At 50.1% G+C, this 16,023-nt stretch carries 15 protein-coding genes and 1 pseudogene; 3 read left to right on the top strand and 13 right to left on the bottom strand.

Going from position 1 to position 16,023, the window contains the following annotated elements; all coding sequences use genetic code 11:
* Nucleotides 1-3: 3 nt before the first annotated feature.
* From ATN88_RS28445 to csrD, 12 genes and pseudogenes are all read right to left on the bottom strand, one after another.
* Nucleotides 4-438 carry a type II secretion system protein gene (locus ATN88_RS28445; protein WP_067419673.1) on the bottom strand — a complete coding sequence of 145 codons (435 nt, stop codon included), beginning with the start codon at nucleotides 436-438 and terminating at the stop codon, nucleotides 4-6.
* On the bottom strand, nucleotides 435-1,055 hold the full coding sequence (locus ATN88_RS21810) for a hypothetical protein (protein WP_232313475.1): 621 nt from the start codon (nucleotides 1,053-1,055) through the stop codon (nucleotides 435-437). Before ATN88_RS21810 ends, ATN88_RS28445 begins: the two co-directional genes overlap by 4 nt.
* Nucleotides 1,033-2,256: a type II secretion system F family protein gene (locus tag ATN88_RS21805; RefSeq protein ID WP_067419672.1), complete on the bottom strand. Its 1,224-nt coding sequence runs from the start codon at nucleotides 2,254-2,256 to the stop codon at nucleotides 1,033-1,035. The genes ATN88_RS21810 and ATN88_RS21805 overlap by 23 nt, the downstream gene beginning before the upstream one ends.
* The gene (locus ATN88_RS21800) at nucleotides 2,256-3,971 is read right to left on the bottom strand and encodes a GspE/PulE family protein (protein ID WP_067419671.1); all 1,716 of its coding nucleotides are present in this window, start codon (nucleotides 3,969-3,971) and stop codon (nucleotides 2,256-2,258) included. The genes ATN88_RS21805 and ATN88_RS21800 overlap by 1 nt, the downstream gene beginning before the upstream one ends.
* Entirely contained in the window at nucleotides 3,961-5,235 is a 1,275-nt protein-coding gene (locus ATN88_RS21795) for a tetratricopeptide repeat protein (RefSeq protein ID WP_067419670.1), read from the bottom strand. The genes ATN88_RS21800 and ATN88_RS21795 overlap by 11 nt, the downstream gene beginning before the upstream one ends.
* Before the next feature lie 8 nt (nucleotides 5,236-5,243).
* Nucleotides 5,244-6,077, bottom strand: coding sequence for an ExeA family protein (locus ATN88_RS21790; RefSeq protein ID WP_067419669.1), 834 nt, complete (start codon nucleotides 6,075-6,077; stop codon nucleotides 5,244-5,246).
* A 13-nt stretch (nucleotides 6,078-6,090) separates the two neighbouring features.
* Nucleotides 6,091-7,696, bottom strand: a pseudogene (mshL, locus tag ATN88_RS21785) (pilus (MSHA type) biogenesis protein MshL).
* Between the two features lie 8 nt (nucleotides 7,697-7,704).
* The gene (locus ATN88_RS21780) at nucleotides 7,705-8,031 is read right to left on the bottom strand and encodes an MSHA biogenesis protein MshK (RefSeq protein ID WP_067419668.1); all 327 of its coding nucleotides are present in this window, start codon (nucleotides 8,029-8,031) and stop codon (nucleotides 7,705-7,707) included.
* Nucleotides 8,015-8,530 (bottom strand): type 4a pilus biogenesis protein PilO, encoded by a 516-nt coding sequence (gene pilO / locus ATN88_RS21775; RefSeq protein WP_232313474.1) that lies wholly within the window; start codon nucleotides 8,528-8,530, stop codon nucleotides 8,015-8,017. The genes ATN88_RS21780 and pilO overlap by 17 nt, the downstream gene beginning before the upstream one ends.
* Nucleotides 8,476-8,670: a type II secretion system protein M gene (locus ATN88_RS27885; protein ID WP_232313473.1), complete on the bottom strand. Its 195-nt coding sequence runs from the start codon at nucleotides 8,668-8,670 to the stop codon at nucleotides 8,476-8,478. Before ATN88_RS27885 ends, pilO begins: the two co-directional genes overlap by 55 nt.
* A complete protein-coding gene (locus ATN88_RS21770; protein ID WP_232313472.1) occupies nucleotides 8,667-9,992 on the bottom strand; it encodes an MSHA biogenesis protein MshI in 1,326 nt (441 codons plus the stop codon). The genes ATN88_RS27885 and ATN88_RS21770 overlap by 4 nt, the downstream gene beginning before the upstream one ends.
* A gap of 263 nt (nucleotides 9,993-10,255) precedes the next feature.
* Nucleotides 10,256-12,208: an RNase E specificity factor CsrD gene (gene csrD / locus ATN88_RS21765; RefSeq protein WP_067419667.1), complete on the bottom strand. Its 1,953-nt coding sequence runs from the start codon at nucleotides 12,206-12,208 to the stop codon at nucleotides 10,256-10,258.
* A 241-nt stretch (nucleotides 12,209-12,449) separates the two neighbouring features.
* Between csrD and ATN88_RS21760 the strand changes: the two genes are divergently transcribed.
* The gene (locus ATN88_RS21760; protein ID WP_067419666.1) at nucleotides 12,450-13,328 is read left to right on the top strand and encodes a LysR family transcriptional regulator; all 879 of its coding nucleotides are present in this window, start codon (nucleotides 12,450-12,452) and stop codon (nucleotides 13,326-13,328) included.
* 72 nt (nucleotides 13,329-13,400) lie between these two features.
* On the opposite strand, the gene ATN88_RS21755 is transcribed toward ATN88_RS21760, so the two are convergent.
* Nucleotides 13,401-13,928, bottom strand: a complete 528-nt coding sequence (locus tag ATN88_RS21755; RefSeq protein WP_067419783.1) for a single-stranded DNA-binding protein — start codon at nucleotides 13,926-13,928, stop codon at nucleotides 13,401-13,403.
* A 388-nt stretch (nucleotides 13,929-14,316) separates the two neighbouring features.
* Between ATN88_RS21755 and ATN88_RS21750 the strand changes: the two genes are divergently transcribed.
* Complete coding sequence (locus ATN88_RS21750) at nucleotides 14,317-14,994, top strand: LuxR C-terminal-related transcriptional regulator (RefSeq protein WP_067419665.1); 678 nt, start codon at nucleotides 14,317-14,319, stop codon at nucleotides 14,992-14,994.
* A 332-nt stretch (nucleotides 14,995-15,326) separates the two neighbouring features.
* Nucleotides 15,327-15,944 carry a calcium-binding protein gene (locus ATN88_RS21745; protein WP_067419664.1) on the top strand — a complete coding sequence of 206 codons (618 nt, stop codon included), beginning with the start codon at nucleotides 15,327-15,329 and terminating at the stop codon, nucleotides 15,942-15,944.
* Nucleotides 15,945-16,023: the final 79 nt, after the last annotated feature.

Below are 16,023 nucleotides of genomic sequence, written 5' to 3'. Positions count from 1 at the left end.
TTATCACTTGGTGCAATCACCAACAGCAATAACGGGGTTTACATTCAACGCTGCTGACTTTGTATAAATTACACATTTCGTCCCACCGCCTTCAACAAAGGTATACTCAATTGATCCTGCTGGGGTAGATCCGGTTGTGTACGGTTCAAAATCTGCTGTTTCGATCGCCTCACCAATACCAGTCGATGTTGCATCTGGGAAACCATTGTGTACAAGCACATCTCCAACTTTGCTGTTGGCATCAGCTCCCGAGATAAGGAAAGAACCATTAACGATGCTTGCTGCACTTTGCATTGCCGCTTTTAGCCCTTCTAATGCTCCGGCTTGCGCATCATCTTTGAAGCTCAAAAACTTTGGTGCTGCGGTAACGGATAAAATACCAAGAATTACAATTACCACGATCATTTCGATCAGTGTAAAACCGCCTTGACGTTTCATTTTACTTCTCCTGTCTTTCTTAATACCTCTACCCGCCCAGAAGCTGGGTAATAGGCAAAAACATGACGCGCCAGTGTGGCTGACGAATCATCTCCCCAAAAACCGGCGCGCACCGGTCTTTCAAATCGGCAATAGGGGCTGGATCTGATACCTTTGTCCTTGGCCACTATCGCTCGAACCAAAGGCTGAGGGCGCGTGAACGCCTTCGGCCGTAAATCATTTTCCAGCCAGTAAGACTGGCCAGTGAGTGCATTAAACAGCGCACCACAATCTTGCGATGACAAGTTTGCTAAGTCCGTCGCCCCGCCTTTAAGCGCATAAGGTTGGCCTGCTTGGCTGTCGTTTTTAGGCAGCAATCGAAAGGTCATCCCATCCACTGTCACCATATCGCTTTGTCTATCAATAGGTTGCAGTGTTGCTCGCATTTGTACGTTTTTCACGCCACCCGCGAAAGCATTCGCGAGATAGCGAAATTCGACTTCATCGGCATAGTCCATCACTTGCTCGATAGCCGGAGACGCCGCAAGGCTTAAACTGCCGATAATGGTTGTGAGAATCCCCCACTCCACCCAGGTCTTTTCGAGCCCAAACACGTTAACCACCGCGAATGAGGTCAAGCATGTTCCACATCGGCAGGAAGATACCCAATGCCAAAATCAGCACCATGCCAGCCACCACGATCAGCAAAATAGGCTCAATGCGTGCCGACAAGGTCTTTAAGTCGTAATCCACTTCGCGGTCGTAAAACTCACTCGCTTCCAACAGCAAGTTGTCGATTTGGCCGGTTTCCTCGCCCACCTGAATCATCTGGTGAACCAGTGGCGTAAAGAGCTTGCTATTTGCCGTGACCGAACTCAGGTTCATCCCCGACTCAATCGCGCCTTTCATCTTGTCGACTTCACCAGCGAGGAAATGGTTATCCAAGGCTTCGCCGGACATTTGCAGCGCGGTATTCAGCGGCACGCCTGCACGCAGCATCAACGCAAAGGTGCGAGAGAATCGGCTCATCAATGCGCGATTTAACAGCGTGCCGACAATAGGTAAGCGAATCTTAAATCGGTCCCAACTTACTCGGCCCTTTTCAGTGTTTTTCCAGACCTGCCAGCCAAGGAAAGAACACACGGTGGAAATCACGATTAGCCACCAGTAATTGACGAAAAAGCTCGATGTCGCCATCAAGATCTTGGTCGGCAGTGGAAGATCCGAGCCGAACTTTTCAAACATGCCAACAAACTGCGGCACGACTTTTACATTCAAAAACGCAATGGCACCGATGATGACGGTCAGCACAAAGCTTGGATAGCGCAGTGCTGATTTGATACGACGGCGGGTTTCGATTTCCTGCTCGTAGTATTCAGCAAGCTGCAACATGGCATCATCCAAGCGGCCCGTGTTCTCACCCACCTGAATCAGTGACACAAACAGGTCGCTAAACACGCGAGGATGGTCTCGCATTGCAGATGACAACGGTCGACCGTTCGAAAGCTCACTGCCCACGCTGTGCAATGCCTCTTTCAACATCGGGTCAGCAGTACTGTCCGTTAAGCCTTTAATCGCGCGCAATAAAGGCACGCCTGCTTTGGTTAGGCTATACATTTGTCGGCATAGGATAACGATCGCATCCAGCTTCACTTTGCGCTGAAACAAACCCGTGGACGAGTTTGCTTGTTTAACGCGTGCCGTTGTCTGCTCTAGCGACAACAAAATCTTTCCTGAACTGGCAATGGCAGCCATGGCTTCGCGTTCGCTCGCCGCTTCCAAGACCTCGGTCACCCGCTTGCCTTGGGAGGTGCGGGCGGTATAGCGATAACGCGCCATTAGACGCTCGCCATGGTCAGTGATGCGCCTTCAGAGAGCTTCATCGTCTCTTCCAGTGTCGTCTGCCCTTGTTTTGCATAGGCCAACGCTGAGTGAACCAGCGGCTGATAGCCCGGCTGCTGTTCTGCAATCAGCGCAAAGGCTCGCGTGTCATTGCCACGCAATGCATCCATCAGATCAGGGGTGATTTCTAGTAGCTCGAACACACCGATACGGCCTTTGTAGCCGGTAAAGTTGCATCGCTGGCAACCGCGGCCTTTATAAAAGCCAGTCGTGACTGAATCAGTACCAACCGTGCTCAGCCAAACCTGCTCATCAGGCTCAACCGGGTGTGGCACTTTACAATCTGAACAGATTTTACGAATAAGACGCTGAGCCAGTACTGCTCTGACAGAGCTTGCCACCAGATAGCCAGGTGCTTCCATGTCGAGCAGACGAAGCGTACTGTCGATGGCGTTGTTGGTGTGCAGTGTCGACAGCACCAAGTGACCCGTAAGTGATGCGCGAAGACCGATCTCTACGGTTTCAAGGTCACGCATCTCACCGACCAATATGATGTCCGGATCCTGACGAAGAAATGTGCGTAATGCAGAAGAGAATGTCAGGCCGATTTTACTGGAGATCTGAACTTGGCTGATCCTCGGCAATCGGTATTCCACCGGGTCTTCTGCCGTCAGGATCTTCTTGCCCGGCACATTGAGTTCATTGAGCGCACCATACAGCGTGGTGGTTTTCCCCGAACCTGTTGGGCCTGTCACCAAGATCATGCCGTGCGGCCTTTTCAGTTGATGACGAAAACGTGCCAACATCTGTGGATCCATGCCCACGTCATCAAGCTGAAGGATCCCCGCTGATTGGTTGAGCAAACGCATAACCACAGATTCGCCATACTGCACAGGCAGCGTCGAGACACGCACATCAATCGCACTGCCACGAACGTTAATATGGAACCGTCCATCCTGTGGAAGACGTTTTTCAGAAATATCCATGCCGCTCATGAGCTTAAGACGCAGCACCAATGCCGAGGAAATCGCGCGTTCTTTCAGCAGCGTTTCATGCAGCACACCGTCGATACGCTGACGAATGCGTAACGTGTCCGCATCTGGCTCGATGTGGATATCCGAGGCATTCACCTGCACCGCATCTTCAAACAGCGAGTTGATGAGCTTAACAACCGTGACTTCTTCAGATTGGTCGTCTTCTGCACCAAATTTTTGATCCAACTTCACGCCATGTTCGGCCTGAAGTCTTTCCGCGAACGATGCAATTTCACTGGTGCGGCGATAGTAACGGTCAAAGGCGTCCAGCAATGGCTGCTCAGCCACCACCATCAGCTCTACTTGGTATTGGTTAAGTAGGTTTAGCACGCTTTCTTGTGCCGTCAGATCCGCAGGATCGGACATGGCAACGCGCACAGTTTCACCCACACGACCAATCACCAGCGCACGCAGACGACGCGCATGTACTTCTGGCAGCAAGGCGACGGCATTCGGATCGACTTGCGTCAAGCTAAGATCAATCAGCGGCACGCCCAGTTGGCGCGCCAAGAAATTGAGCATCTGGCTTTCAGACAGGATGCCCATATCAATCAGGGTATCACCCAGCTTACGACCCGTTTCAGATTGGCGGTTCAGTGCCGCGCCCAAATCTGAATCCGAGATAATGCACTCTTCAACGAGCAGATCACCCAGTCGTTTACGTAGCTTAATGGCCATTGTCTGCTCCTTTCGCGCTGTTGAGATACACCAGACGTTGGCGAGCAAACTGCATGGATTGATTACTCAAACCGCCCGCATCGATCGCTTGTTCATAACTTTGTTTTGCTTGCGCGTAGTCGCCGGTTCGTTCTGCTGAGACACCAGAGCCCAGCCACCAGCGGCCTTGTTCCGGCTCAACCTTTGTCAGCCAAAGGTAGCTGTTTTGCGCTTCTGCATGGTTACCGAGTTTTTGTGCCAATCCTGCACGCATAGAGACCATGCGGATATCGTCCACACTGCGGCCATAAACTGGCTCCAACAGAACGTTAAGAGCCGACTCTTCTCGATTATTTTGCTGATAAATTCTTGCTAAGGTCAGCTTGAGTGATGCTGATTCAGGGTTGGCTTTGATGCCTGAGCGCAGCACATTTTCTGCATCTCGAATTTGATTGCGACCATAGAGCATGCCTGCCAGTTGATTCACAGCAGCGACATGGTTTGGATGGTAATTCACGGCATCTTTCAAAAACGCAATAGCTTGTTTGGTATCCCCAATTTGCGCGCGCTTTTGCGCTTTTTCGTACGCAATTGCAGCCAACTCTGGTCCTGATAACTCTACCGTTTCAACAATCAGTGAGGCATTTTTGTTATTGTTGGACTCGGACACAACAACCGTCTTAGCAACAGGCGGTGTCGCTTTTACCGGCTCCGCTCGTACTGGTTCAACCTTGACTGGTGCAGCACTCACGTTCACAGGCGCAGGCTTCACTGCTGCAATGGCTGTCGTCGTATCCTTTTCTTCGACAGGCTTGCTAACAGACCGTTTTTCAACGGCCTTTGGCTTAGTAGGCTCAATAACTTCTGGCTTTGGCTGAACGGCTTGTGTGCGCACCACATAATCATTGTCGTGATTCACCACTTTTTGGGTCGGTGACAATGTCGGTGCAACCTTCGCTTGCTCTGCATTGGCTTGTTGCGCCTCGAACTGCTGACCTTTCTCTGGCTTGTTCTCTCGCGCCATTCCAACGGTCTGCGCCGCTGGCTTTTCAGGTGAAACCGAAGCCGGTGCTTGGGTTGTCGCCGAGGCTTGTTCAGCATCCTCTTTCGCGTCACCAGACACTGCCCAGACAGCAACAGAACCCAGCACAACAACAAAGCCTAGAATCATAGCGATTCGCGCAACACGAAAACGCCATGCAGTCGGCGTCGGAGCAACGCTCAAGGTGCTCTCATTGTGATTTGGCGATGCCAGATCGCTCAGCATTTTGTTCAATTCACTCATGAGAAGTCCTAGCCCCAGATCGCACGCAGCGACGAGTGCTGTTTTGCCATTGGGGTGTCTTTGATTGCCAATTTGACTGAGCTGCCGGAAACCTTTTTCTGACCTTTGCTAAAACTCACCAACAGTGCCTTGTGACAAAGCTGGTGTGCAATGCGCGGAATGCCTTGGCTAGCCACCCAAATACGGCGCTTTGCCCAAAGGCTGAATAGACCTTCTTCTGCGCCTTGCTCTTCAAGGCGATGATCGATGTAGGCTGACGCCTCAACAAACGTCATTGGGAACAACTCTGCACTGAAGCTGATGCGCTGCAGCAGTTGACGCATGTTGTGCTGACGCAAGCGTTCATCCAACTCAGGCTGACCAAACAAAATTTGCTGTATCAGCTTTCGCTGCTCGGTTTCTAAATTCCCAAGAAGGCGAATGGCCTCCAGCACATCATCAGGCAGTGCCTGCGCTTCATCGCACAAGATCAGCACTGGCTTTTCCTGACGTGCAGCCTCAATCGCGGCACGCTGAATAGCACCTAACAACATTTCTTGTTCCGTGTTGCTATCAATACTCAGCTCATCGGCAATCATGCGATACAAGCTTGCGACATTGTTCGCCGGGTTTGGCAGATACACTAGGGTGAACTCTTTGGCTAACGTCTTGAGCAAGTAACGACAAACCAGCGTTTTACCGGTGCCAACTTCCCCCGTGACCTTCACCAAGCCTTCGCCCATTTTCGCTGCCGTCATGCAGGTATTAATGGCTTCGACGTGCGAACGCAGCCCGAAAAAGCATCGGGTGTCTGGGGTTAAGCTAAACGGTGCTTCGCGCAACTTAAAATGGGTTAGATACATCGCTTGTTACTGCTTAACTCTCAGGGAACCAGTCGTTCAAAAGCTGTCGAGAACGGTCGATTTCCTGTTGCCAGGTTTGCTCGCCTACCACAGAAGGCTGAAGCAAAATGACCAATTCTGTTTTCTGTTTCAGTCGGTTAACGTTTCGGAATAAGTGGCCGAGACCTGGGATATCACCCAGCAGTGGCACTTTCGATACCATTTCTTCGTAGCTTGATTTCATCAAACCACCAATCACTACCACATCACCCGAGCGTGCGTGGATGATAGAGTCCGACTCACGAATAGAGGTCTTCGCCAACGGTAAGATATAAGGCGTTGACGAGGTACCTAGCTGAATTTCTTTGTTTTCGGTGACCACATCAATCACGCTGGGTGCACGTGCAGCAACACGCCGTTGTCGTCATCAATCTGCGGCGTCACATCAAGCGAAATGCCAGAGAAAAACGGCGTCAGTTCGATGTTTGGCCTGAGTCTGAGTTGTCACCAGAGGTGTCGCTGGAGGAAATATCCGTCACGAAATACTCGTCACCACCAACTTTGATCACTGCTTTTTGGTTGTTGGCAGCGGTCACGCGAGGGCTAGACAGCACGTTCACATCGCCTTGGGTATCCAAGAAGCTCAGCACCGCTTGGAAGTCGCCGTCTTGGATATTGATGTTGGTCTGCCCCCCAATTACATTGGAAATCAGATCGCCAACCAGCGCCGTTTCAGGACGTGAGATTGACACACCATCGGTGCCGATGGCCTGTCCAAGGTTCATCCAGTTAACGCCTTGCTGATAGCCATCATTCAAGGTCACTTCTAGAATCTTGGCTTCCAGAATCACTTGACGCGTCAGGCGTTTTTGTGAGGCTTCAAGGAAGTTACGAACCTCTCGCAACTCATTAGGGTAGGCTTTTACTGTGATCAAACTGGCTTGCGGGGAAACTACAATACTGCGGCCATCACCTTCACCAATCATGGCAGCAACCGCGCGCTCTAGCTGATCCCAAAAACTGCTTTGTGCGCGGGTTTCAATCACAGTTCCGCCGGTCGATACCGACGTGCGCTCTGATGACTCTTCTCCATCACTTGAAGAGCTAGACGATTCTTTAGATACCGCGCCTGTGCTGACAGAAGTCAGCGACACACCCGCACGTTGCAACTGCAAATAATCGACGGCAAAGGTTTCGGTTCTCAGCGCAGCTGGGAAAATTTGGATTAGTCGACCATTGGTTTCAACGTTGTAGCCATAGATATCAGCCACCACTTTTAGTGCTTCCGGCACAGTCACGTCTTTCAACGACACCGTAATTTCGCCGTCCACTTCTGGGTGCATCACCAGATTGAAATCTGTGCCCTGCACTAAGCTGCCAAAGAAGGCTTTCGCATCGACATTTTTAGCGTTAATGCGCAGACGCTTTTCGGACAACACGCCTGAGCCTGACACATCTGAGAAATCGCCCATCAAATCTTGGGTGACGGCATCAGGCAAATCAGACAACGGCTTGCCACTGCTTACCGCATACGCTTCATTGAGTGCAGCTTGCACCTCGGTGGGTTTTTGGTGGCCGACACTTTGACACGCTGACAACAGCAGGGCCGCGGTGAGACCGATAATGAGCCTACTAAACATCTTTATCTTCACTGTACTACCTGCTCATTGAATATGGTCAACGACCAACGCTTATTCCCACGCTTGAGCAAGACGCGGTTTTCGTTGATAGCACTGATGGCAAAGCCACGTACTGTTTGACCTTCTACTGCAGATTCACCATCCAATACTGCCGTGCAGACATCTTCCGATGAGCACATGATGGCGTCCAACGCAGGAAGGCGGACTGTCGTTTTCTTTTGAACTTTGGTTGGTGCGTGATAACCAAGCGGTGCTGTTGGGTCGACATTTGCCTGCGCGATGACGGGCATGATCGCCAAAAGACTTACACACAAATAATTAGAGGCGACCTTCATTGCTGCCTCCGATAAATATTTCGCTCTCACCCAAGCTGTAAACTTGAATGACCACCTCTGCATAGGGGTAGTCGGTGACCTTATAATCCACACTACGCCAATAGTATTTCTCAGGTAGTGCTTCCAAATCAGACAGATACCTCACAATATCGAAATATCGCCCTCTGAGCGTCAGCTCAATCGGATGCACGAAATACCCCGCATCTTTTGAATCGGTAATCTGCTGCGCTGGCAAAGACGCCATTGAAAGCAGCGTGAGTCGCTCCGACTGCCCCAACACCCGCTCAAGCAACTTCGGCATTTTAGGTGCTGGCACCAAGCCTGCCACTTTCTTTTGTACTTGGTCGTCTAGTGCATCAATTTCTTTGTTCAGCGTTGAGAGTTCGGCCTCAAGCTCCGCATTGGGTGATGCACTCAATTTCTGTTGTTTTAAGGCGTTTAGCGTCAACAGTTGCTGCGTATTTTGCTCATTGCTGGAGAACTGCGCTTGTAAGTCCATGATGCTTTGGTCGCCGGTTCAATAAACACCAAGGCACCTGCACCGGAAATGGCGAACCATCCCGCGAGTGCAATCAACCACTGCTCTCGTGATGTCAGAGCATCAAATTTCTCTTTCAGTCGGTCTAACCCTTCTCTCATGGCTTCACGTCCTCCAAAGAGTGTGTCGACAACAGACTGAACGTCAGCCGGTTTTGTTCATCTCGCCCCAAAGACATCTCTTTGAAGTCAAAATTCGCCAACGCCTCTTCTGTTTGGAAGGTGCTCAACCAAGCAGGAACAGATTCCGGTGTAGCGACCAGACCTTTCACATCCAAGGTGTCCTGCGCCGCATAGATTTGAGACACGGAGATATCGTTTCGTGAAAGCGATGCCAACGCGTTAAATGCTTTTGAGTAGCCTTCTTGCGACGCGGTATCGTGCTTTCTCACTGCCTCAAGCACGCTTTTCTTCGCGGCCAGTCGTTTTTCTGCTTCGTTGATTTCACTTTCAATTGCCAGCGATGGGACATGCAGCTTCAATTGCTCGTCCAATTGTGTCGACAATGTTTGTGCGGTATTCAGTTCAAGCTTTGAAAGCTCTACCAGCTCTTTCGATTCGGTCAACTGCAACTGTTGGTATGCTGACACCATCACCAGCATGAACGCCGTCGCCCCCCAGCAAAACAGCATTTTTTCAAAGGTGAGCCAGGATGTTTTCGGGATCAGATCTTTGGTGAACAGGTTAACGTCAGGTGAGCAAGAAGCATCGTTGCCTGCTTGCACGATATGCTGATGATGCGCGCCTTCGTCAAACAAAGACTGAGGACGAACCGATACCATAAGGCGCGATGAAAGCTGGAACGCTAACTCTGTGTCATCAATGTCTTCAACACTGACAACAAGTCCACTGACTTGCGAGGTTTTAAGCTGCGGGCGCAGGTAATCCAGCGAACGCTGGATCTCAAGTGCCAAGTCATCAATGACCAATGGCTGAAGCGTGCCGCCGTCGAGCATCAGACCGCGAATTTGACGCTGGAAGCAAAGCTTGCCTTTATCAAATACCGCAAGCTGAATGACGCCCTGATTGTCTCGGCTTAACACCATTTCTGTTTTGTCGAGTTTGGTCCATTGACGCAGTACGACATCTTCTACCGTGACCAAGTTGGGTTCACAGTGAATTTTCTTTAATTGGGTATAAAAATGAACCAGCACGTTGCGATTACACACGAACACGTGGAAACGACCCGCTATCGGTGATGCATAGCCATCGGCCAACACATCAGAGGGTGACTCGGCGATAAAGTCTTTAATTTGGAAAGGCAGTGCCGCGCGTTTGTCTTCCTCGTTTAACCCCGGATCATCAATCAACAGGGTTTGATACAGACCATGCCCAAGGATCACATTGATATCAACGTGGTTAATATCCAGATCATTAAGGAGTTTTAATGCTGCGCCCCAAGGTTCAACACCGGGAGATAGCACTTCGGAATGGTAAATATCGGAAGAGGTAGAACTAATTACGACCTTTTGCGCAGATATGTAGAGCTAACAACATGTTGCTGCCGAGGGGGGGTAAATCGCGCAAGAAGAGTGGAGACTGCCATTAACGCCTAAATAATGCTCAAGCTTGTTAAAATTACGTTTGAAATACAGCATATTCTAACAGAAAATGCGCCAAGAATTAAATCGTTATGCGACAGATTCTTGGCGCGGTCGAGTGTTATTTGAACACTAATTGATAGGGGTCATCTTTTCACCCAACGTTGCCGTTTTTTTGCGGCGGGGTTGGCAGAAAGCTCAGCACCAAACAGGCGGCCTTGTCCGCCTTGAATGCCCAATTGCAGGAGTGTTTGCCATTCTTGAGCGGTTTCCACACCTACGGCGAGCACCTCGGTTTTCGTTGGCTCACAGGCTCCCAGCATACTTCTGACGTAAAGCTGGTTCTCTGGACGCTGATGAATGTCTCTCATCAGACTTCGGTGGAACTTAACGTATTTAGGCTGGATGTCTTTGAGATAGTAAGTACTAACAACGGAACGTCCCGCTTGGTCAACAACCACTGGACAGCCTAGAGCACGAACCATTTTTAGTGTTGGTCTTACGGCATCTAAATGTTGTACTAAAGGACCTTCTGACACTTCAACTTGCAAACGATTAAGCATGCTTCGTGGCACTTGCAGCAAAGTATCGCGCAGCCAATATTGGAACTTACGCTGACGCAGCGATTCGGCGCAGACATTGACAGAAAGCACCTCACGGCCATCGCCATTGCGAAGTTGATGAAGGGCTTTTTTAATCACAGTGCGGTCTAACGCGGTGTTCATTCCGACGAGGTCAACACCATTCATAAAACGGGATGCTTTAATGATGTGGCCATTTTCATCTTTAATGCGCGCCAGAAGTTCAATGTGCAGCACTTCCCCTTGGGTATCTTTCACAACCTGACGGTACAAATCAGGCCCGCCAGACTCAAACACGCGAGTAAGTAAGGTGCGCCAACGCACGCTGCCACGCGCATCCTCTGCCACCATGTCTTTCTTGAATGCATACCAAGAACTGTTGCCTTGCAGCACTGCACTTCGCTTGGCCATTTCTGCTTCTTCCATCAAACGGCCGCGACGCTCACCCGCCGAGAAGAAGGTCATGCCTAGGTATGCCCAATCATCCGTTTCAAGTGGCGCAGGGGCAGACAAGCGCCCTAACGCTTTCATCAATTGAGAAGCAAACAAGCGCGCATCCTTTGCCGACTGATGAGTCAACAAGATGGCAAAATCCGCATCGTAGTAACGCGCCAAAATCGCATCGGGGAAGCGCAAAATGGCATTAGACAACACAGCACTGACCTCTTTCACCCATTCATCTGCACCTGCTTTACCTTGCTCTTGCACCAAGGCATCCCAGTCTGCAATTTGCAGCATAATCACTGCGCCTTGCGCGCCTTTATCTTGCAACACCGTTTGTAGTCGGTTATCAAACATGACGCGGTTAGCCGCCCCCGTCAGCTTATCCAAGAAGGTGTTTGAACGGAGGAAGGTATCAAAGCGGCTACGCTCCTGACGCGCATCTTTCAGTTCAGCAATCATCTGATCAAGGGCAATACTCGCCGTAGCGGGCCACTCTTGATCGTCTCCGGTTTTCACCTCTTCCGCACGCCCCGCCAGTATCAACCTGCCTCGGTGTTCTAAAAGCTCTGCACCAAGAAGTTGCTGGCGTAACCATCGAATACCCCATGACAGCGCGAGCACAATCACCATCACCGCCAGTGACAACGAAGACATCGCCCCGATGGAATAAGCAAAATCAGCATAGGGAGGAACAGATTTTATGTTGATATAAAACCCGGGGTTGTTGGGCAACTCGTAGCGGTGTTCAATCAGGTCTAGCGGACGCCCTGCGGTTTGGATTTGCTCATAACGGAACAACAGACCTGTGCGGCTGCGAATTTCCATTTCCACCACATCACTCGCTTTCAATACACGAGGAAGCCAATGGCCAATGGTTTCGTCTGGTTTCGGATTGGATATGGCATCGTCGATTTCCACGACGACGTTATTCAAGTAATGCTCGAGAAAGTCTGCACCCAGCTTGCGAAAGCTCACGGCTCCGCCGATAAAGAGCACGAACATGGCACACACTACAATCAATGTAACGAAAGCGACCAATCGGTTGGTCAGCTTCATCCCTGCAACTTTTCTCATTCAACTTCCACGTTCAGGCCGTATGCGTCTTCATCTTGCGTCATTCCACACGAAGCAGTAAAAGCGATGGGCACTTCTAAATGTTGATGGTTCCCGGCATTTTTCGCCAAAGAGGATAAATTTTAAAGTGGCGATGAACGAAGTTAGGTATAACCACTTTATTCATGCATTTGGCTATATTATCGTGCTTCCAGAACGGAAAGTGAATGCAAAGTCGATACTCGTTGGAATGAATCATTAGATGGATTGGATCACCTGCGCTAAAAGCTATATCACCGTTGTCGACATGGGCTCACTTGCCCAAGCCGCCACCAAACTGAACACGTCAAGCTCAGCCCTTTCAAAACGTCTGGCTTGGCTGGAGAATCAGCTGGGCGTACAGCTGTTGAAAAGAACCACACGACACCTGACCATGACCGATGCAGGTAAGCTGTTTTACCAACGCGGTAAGCTTTTGATTGATGACTGGAACCAGTTGGTGTCAGAAACCACATCAACCTATGGGGAAGTGAGCGGTGTCTTGCGCATTGGCGCGCCTCTGGCCACGGGCAGTCGCCTTCTTGTCAGTAACATCGGCGAGTTTTTGGCTGCGTACCCTAACATTCAGGTGGAGCTGCATACCTTGGCACCGGGTCAGTTGCCCGATCCTAACCTTGATATTGTCATCACCCGTGAGCTGGCAGATTTCAACTCGGCAAGTTTCATCGCCACCAAGCTGTTTGACTTCCAGCCGCGCTTTTTTGCCTCACCGACATACTTAGCGCAGCATCCGCCTATCCTAAGCCCCGAACAATTGCTGCAACACAACTGCTTGTTGTTTGGCTCTAGCAGTCATCCGCAAGAGCATGATTTTGAGCATGGGGTGAAACTAAGACTGAAAGGCAATTTTGTGTCGCCAAACCCAGAAGCCTTAGTGAATGCCGCAGTGGCAGGATTGGGGATTATCCTGGTCGGTGACGTGACCATTCGAAAAGAGCTTGACCAAGGATTGCTGGTGCCTGTATTGCCCGAAGTGCGCCAGCCAAAAAGTGCTGCGTATGCTTACTACCCAAAGCTTGAATACAACCACACCAAGACGCGTCTTTTCATCGACTTCATTAAACAGAAAGTGGCACCGTAAGCCCAAACACAGCCGCCAGATAAAACAAAGCCCCGCATTGTGCGGGGCTTATAGATTCTGGACGTTCGATAATTAGAACGGGATATCGTCGTCGAAATCTGGCAGATCGTTGTACTGCTGTTGCGGCTGCTGCTGAGGAGCTTGCTGCTGCATTGGCGGTTGTTGCTGCTGGTAAGAAGGCTGCTGAGGCTGACCCCAACCACCTTGCTGCTGTTGGTTCTGCTGCTGCATTGGTTGGCCTTGACCCATACCACCACCTGCGCGGCTGTCCAGCATTTGCATTTCGTTCGCAACGATTTCAGTTGTGTAACGATCTTGACCATCTTGGCCCTGCCACTTACGTGTTTGCAGACGACCTTCTAGGTACACTTTTGAGCCTTTTTTCAGGTACTCACCCGCGATTTCAGCAAGACGACGGTACATGACAACACGGTGCCATTCAGTCATCTCTTTGTTTTCGCCAGTGTTCTTATCGCGCCACGTTTCTGAGGTCGCAATAGTTAGATTGGCCACCGCACCGCCATTTGGCAGATAGCGAACCTCAGGATCGTTACCCAGGTTGCCAATCAGAATTACTTTGTTTACACCACGGCTGGCCATATTTAGCTCCCAAACCATTTTGAGCGCGCCATCCATAGAGGTGCGCAACGGATAATTAAACGGCGATGATAACAGAAGCCGATATATACGTCATAGGCTTTAAATCGAAACTTTGGTGTTGCACTGCTTGGAATGTAACCGTTGCACCAGATCATAAACTGCAGTGCTAGGAACGGCGATGATGTGCAATTTGTATTAGACTAACATTGAGATTGAGGACGGTGTCGCATCAATAACTTAATTAGAAAGTTATAAAAATGATACGAACGTCTGGTTCAATGCGCTTTAAAATGCAGCGAGTCATGTTTACATGACCCTCTTGTTTGCTGCATGAGCGAAACAGGAAAGGAAGATCGCAACATTTCACCAGAAGCATTTAGGGATACACATGCAAACCATTGAGACCACATCTGATAGATACACAATCCTGCTCGTTTCCGAGCCAAGCATGACAATCACTGCGTTGATTTCATGTTTGGAAAAAGAAATCGACAGCAGTGTGATATTGGTGGAAAAGCAAGAGATTGGTGACAAGCTTGCCACGTCATCAGGGTTGGTATTGATAGACCTAAGTGCATTCGAAGGAGACACGGTTAACTTCGTGAAGCAAAGCCTTTCTCCGTTCAGCGACCAACACGTGTTTGCGCTGTTCAACGCGCACGACCTTTCCGCCAAAGAGTTGGCAAGCTGGCCATTTATCAAAGGCGTATTCAAAAAAGAAGATGATTTGGAGCACCTTTGCCACGGCATCGAAAAAATGTTGTCCGGTGAATACTGGCTGCCTCGCCAAAAGCTGGCAGAACTCATCCACTACTATCAACAGAACAACAGCAACGCGATTGATTACTCGGACATTTGCCTGACCAATCGCGAGCAGCAAATCCTGCGTAAGCTCGTCACTGGTGCCTCCAACAGCGAGATTGCTGACAGCCTGTTTGTCTCCGAGCACACGGTTAAATCTCACCTCTATAACATCTTTAAAAAGATCAATGTGAAGAACCGTGTTCAAGCCGTGTTCTGGGCCAAAAACAACCTCTCTGTGATTGGGTTGGACTACCAAGGCTAACGCCACACCTTCTCCGCTGAGCGAAACTTTCTCTCCCAGCAATCTTTCAGACAGCACGCTAACGCGTGCTGTTTTCGTTTTTGCCTATGCAACGGGCTTCTGCGCCTTTCTTCATACCTCATCGCCGTCTCACTCACCTTTGAGACAGTTTTCTCATCCCGTCTGAGAAAGAATGTCAATACAAATACAAGGATGGTTTGGAGAGAGGTGCGCTTGTCGTTCAGCTTTAAACCCATCCGGAAAAGGACACTGTCGCCCCTGCTGGCGCGATGGTTAGCACAGTTGGCTCGCAATAGACGTATGCGTGAAGGCTAGCAAAGGACAAAGGTATTATGGCAACGATTAATGGAACTCCAAATGATGACACGCTGGACGGCACAGCCGATTCAGATGTCATTAACGGATTAGGTGGTAATGACAGGATCATTGGGTTTGGCGGCGACGACCAAATCAATGGTGGTGGCGGCGACGACTTCCTGATTGGTGGTCGTGGTAACGATGTATTATCTGGCGGCTCAGGCGATGACTTCCTAGGCGGCGGCTTTGACAATGACACATTGTTTGGCGGCTCTGGCAATGACACCCTTCTCGGCGGTGACGGCGACGACGTGCTCTACGCCAACTCAGGCAATGACAAATTGTTTGGTGGCGACGGACATGACCGTTTGATCAGCGGCACAGGCAACGACTTTCTGATCGGTGGTGAAGGTGAAGACATCTTCCACTTCGAAAGCATCCTCGGCGCAGGTACAGGTAACGACCGTATTGTGGACTTTGAAATTGGTACTGACACCATTTTGATCCGCGGCACGGGCGATACCAGCTTCGGTGACCTCGATATCGCGCAACAAGGCGTAACTACAGTGATCACCCTTGCCGATGGCGGCGTTATCACTTTGAACAACACGCTCGCGACCGATCTTTCCGCAACAGACTTCCTAATCGTCTGATTTACGCGGTCTATACTCAAGGCAACCTGTCTGAAATCGGGTTGCCTTTTTTCATTGTGAAACTGCCCTTTACGCACAA

The organism is Enterovibrio coralii, assembly GCF_001559595.1.
Classification (GTDB): domain Bacteria; phylum Pseudomonadota; class Gammaproteobacteria; order Enterobacterales; family Vibrionaceae; genus Enterovibrio; species Enterovibrio coralii.
This window is presented reverse-complemented; position numbering and strand designations above follow the sequence as displayed.

Coding starts and splice junctions, on each gene's coding strand:
- ATN88_RS21780 (WP_067419668.1), bottom strand. CDS start 8,031: ATGAAGGTCGCCTCTAATTATTTGTGTGTAAGTCTTTTGGCGATCATG.
- csrD (WP_067419667.1), bottom strand. CDS start 12,208: ATGAGAAAAGTTGCAGGGATGAAGCTGACCAACCGATTGGTCGCTTTC.
- ATN88_RS21790 (WP_067419669.1), bottom strand. CDS start 6,077: ATGTATCTAACCCATTTTAAGTTGCGCGAAGCACCGTTTAGCTTAACC.
- ATN88_RS21745 (WP_067419664.1), top strand. CDS start 15,327: ATGGCAACGATTAATGGAACTCCAAATGATGACACGCTGGACGGCACA.
- ATN88_RS21800 (WP_067419671.1), bottom strand. CDS start 3,971: ATGGCCATTAAGCTACGTAAACGACTGGGTGATCTGCTCGTTGAAGAG.
- pilO (WP_232313474.1), bottom strand. CDS start 8,530: ATGGACTTACAAGCGCAGTTCTCCAGCAATGAGCAAAATACGCAGCAA.
- ATN88_RS21760 (WP_067419666.1), top strand. CDS start 12,450: ATGGATTGGATCACCTGCGCTAAAAGCTATATCACCGTTGTCGACATG.
- ATN88_RS21805 (WP_067419672.1), bottom strand. CDS start 2,256: ATGGCGCGTTATCGCTATACCGCCCGCACCTCCCAAGGCAAGCGGGTG.
- ATN88_RS27885 (WP_232313473.1), bottom strand. CDS start 8,670: ATGAGAGAAGGGTTAGACCGACTGAAAGAGAAATTTGATGCTCTGACA.
- ATN88_RS21795 (WP_067419670.1), bottom strand. CDS start 5,235: ATGAGTGAATTGAACAAAATGCTGAGCGATCTGGCATCGCCAAATCAC.
- ATN88_RS21750 (WP_067419665.1), top strand. CDS start 14,317: ATGCAAACCATTGAGACCACATCTGATAGATACACAATCCTGCTCGTT.
- ATN88_RS28445 (WP_067419673.1), bottom strand. CDS start 438: ATGAAACGTCAAGGCGGTTTTACACTGATCGAAATGATCGTGGTAATT.
- ATN88_RS21755 (WP_067419783.1), bottom strand. CDS start 13,928: ATGGCCAGCCGTGGTGTAAACAAAGTAATTCTGATTGGCAACCTGGGT.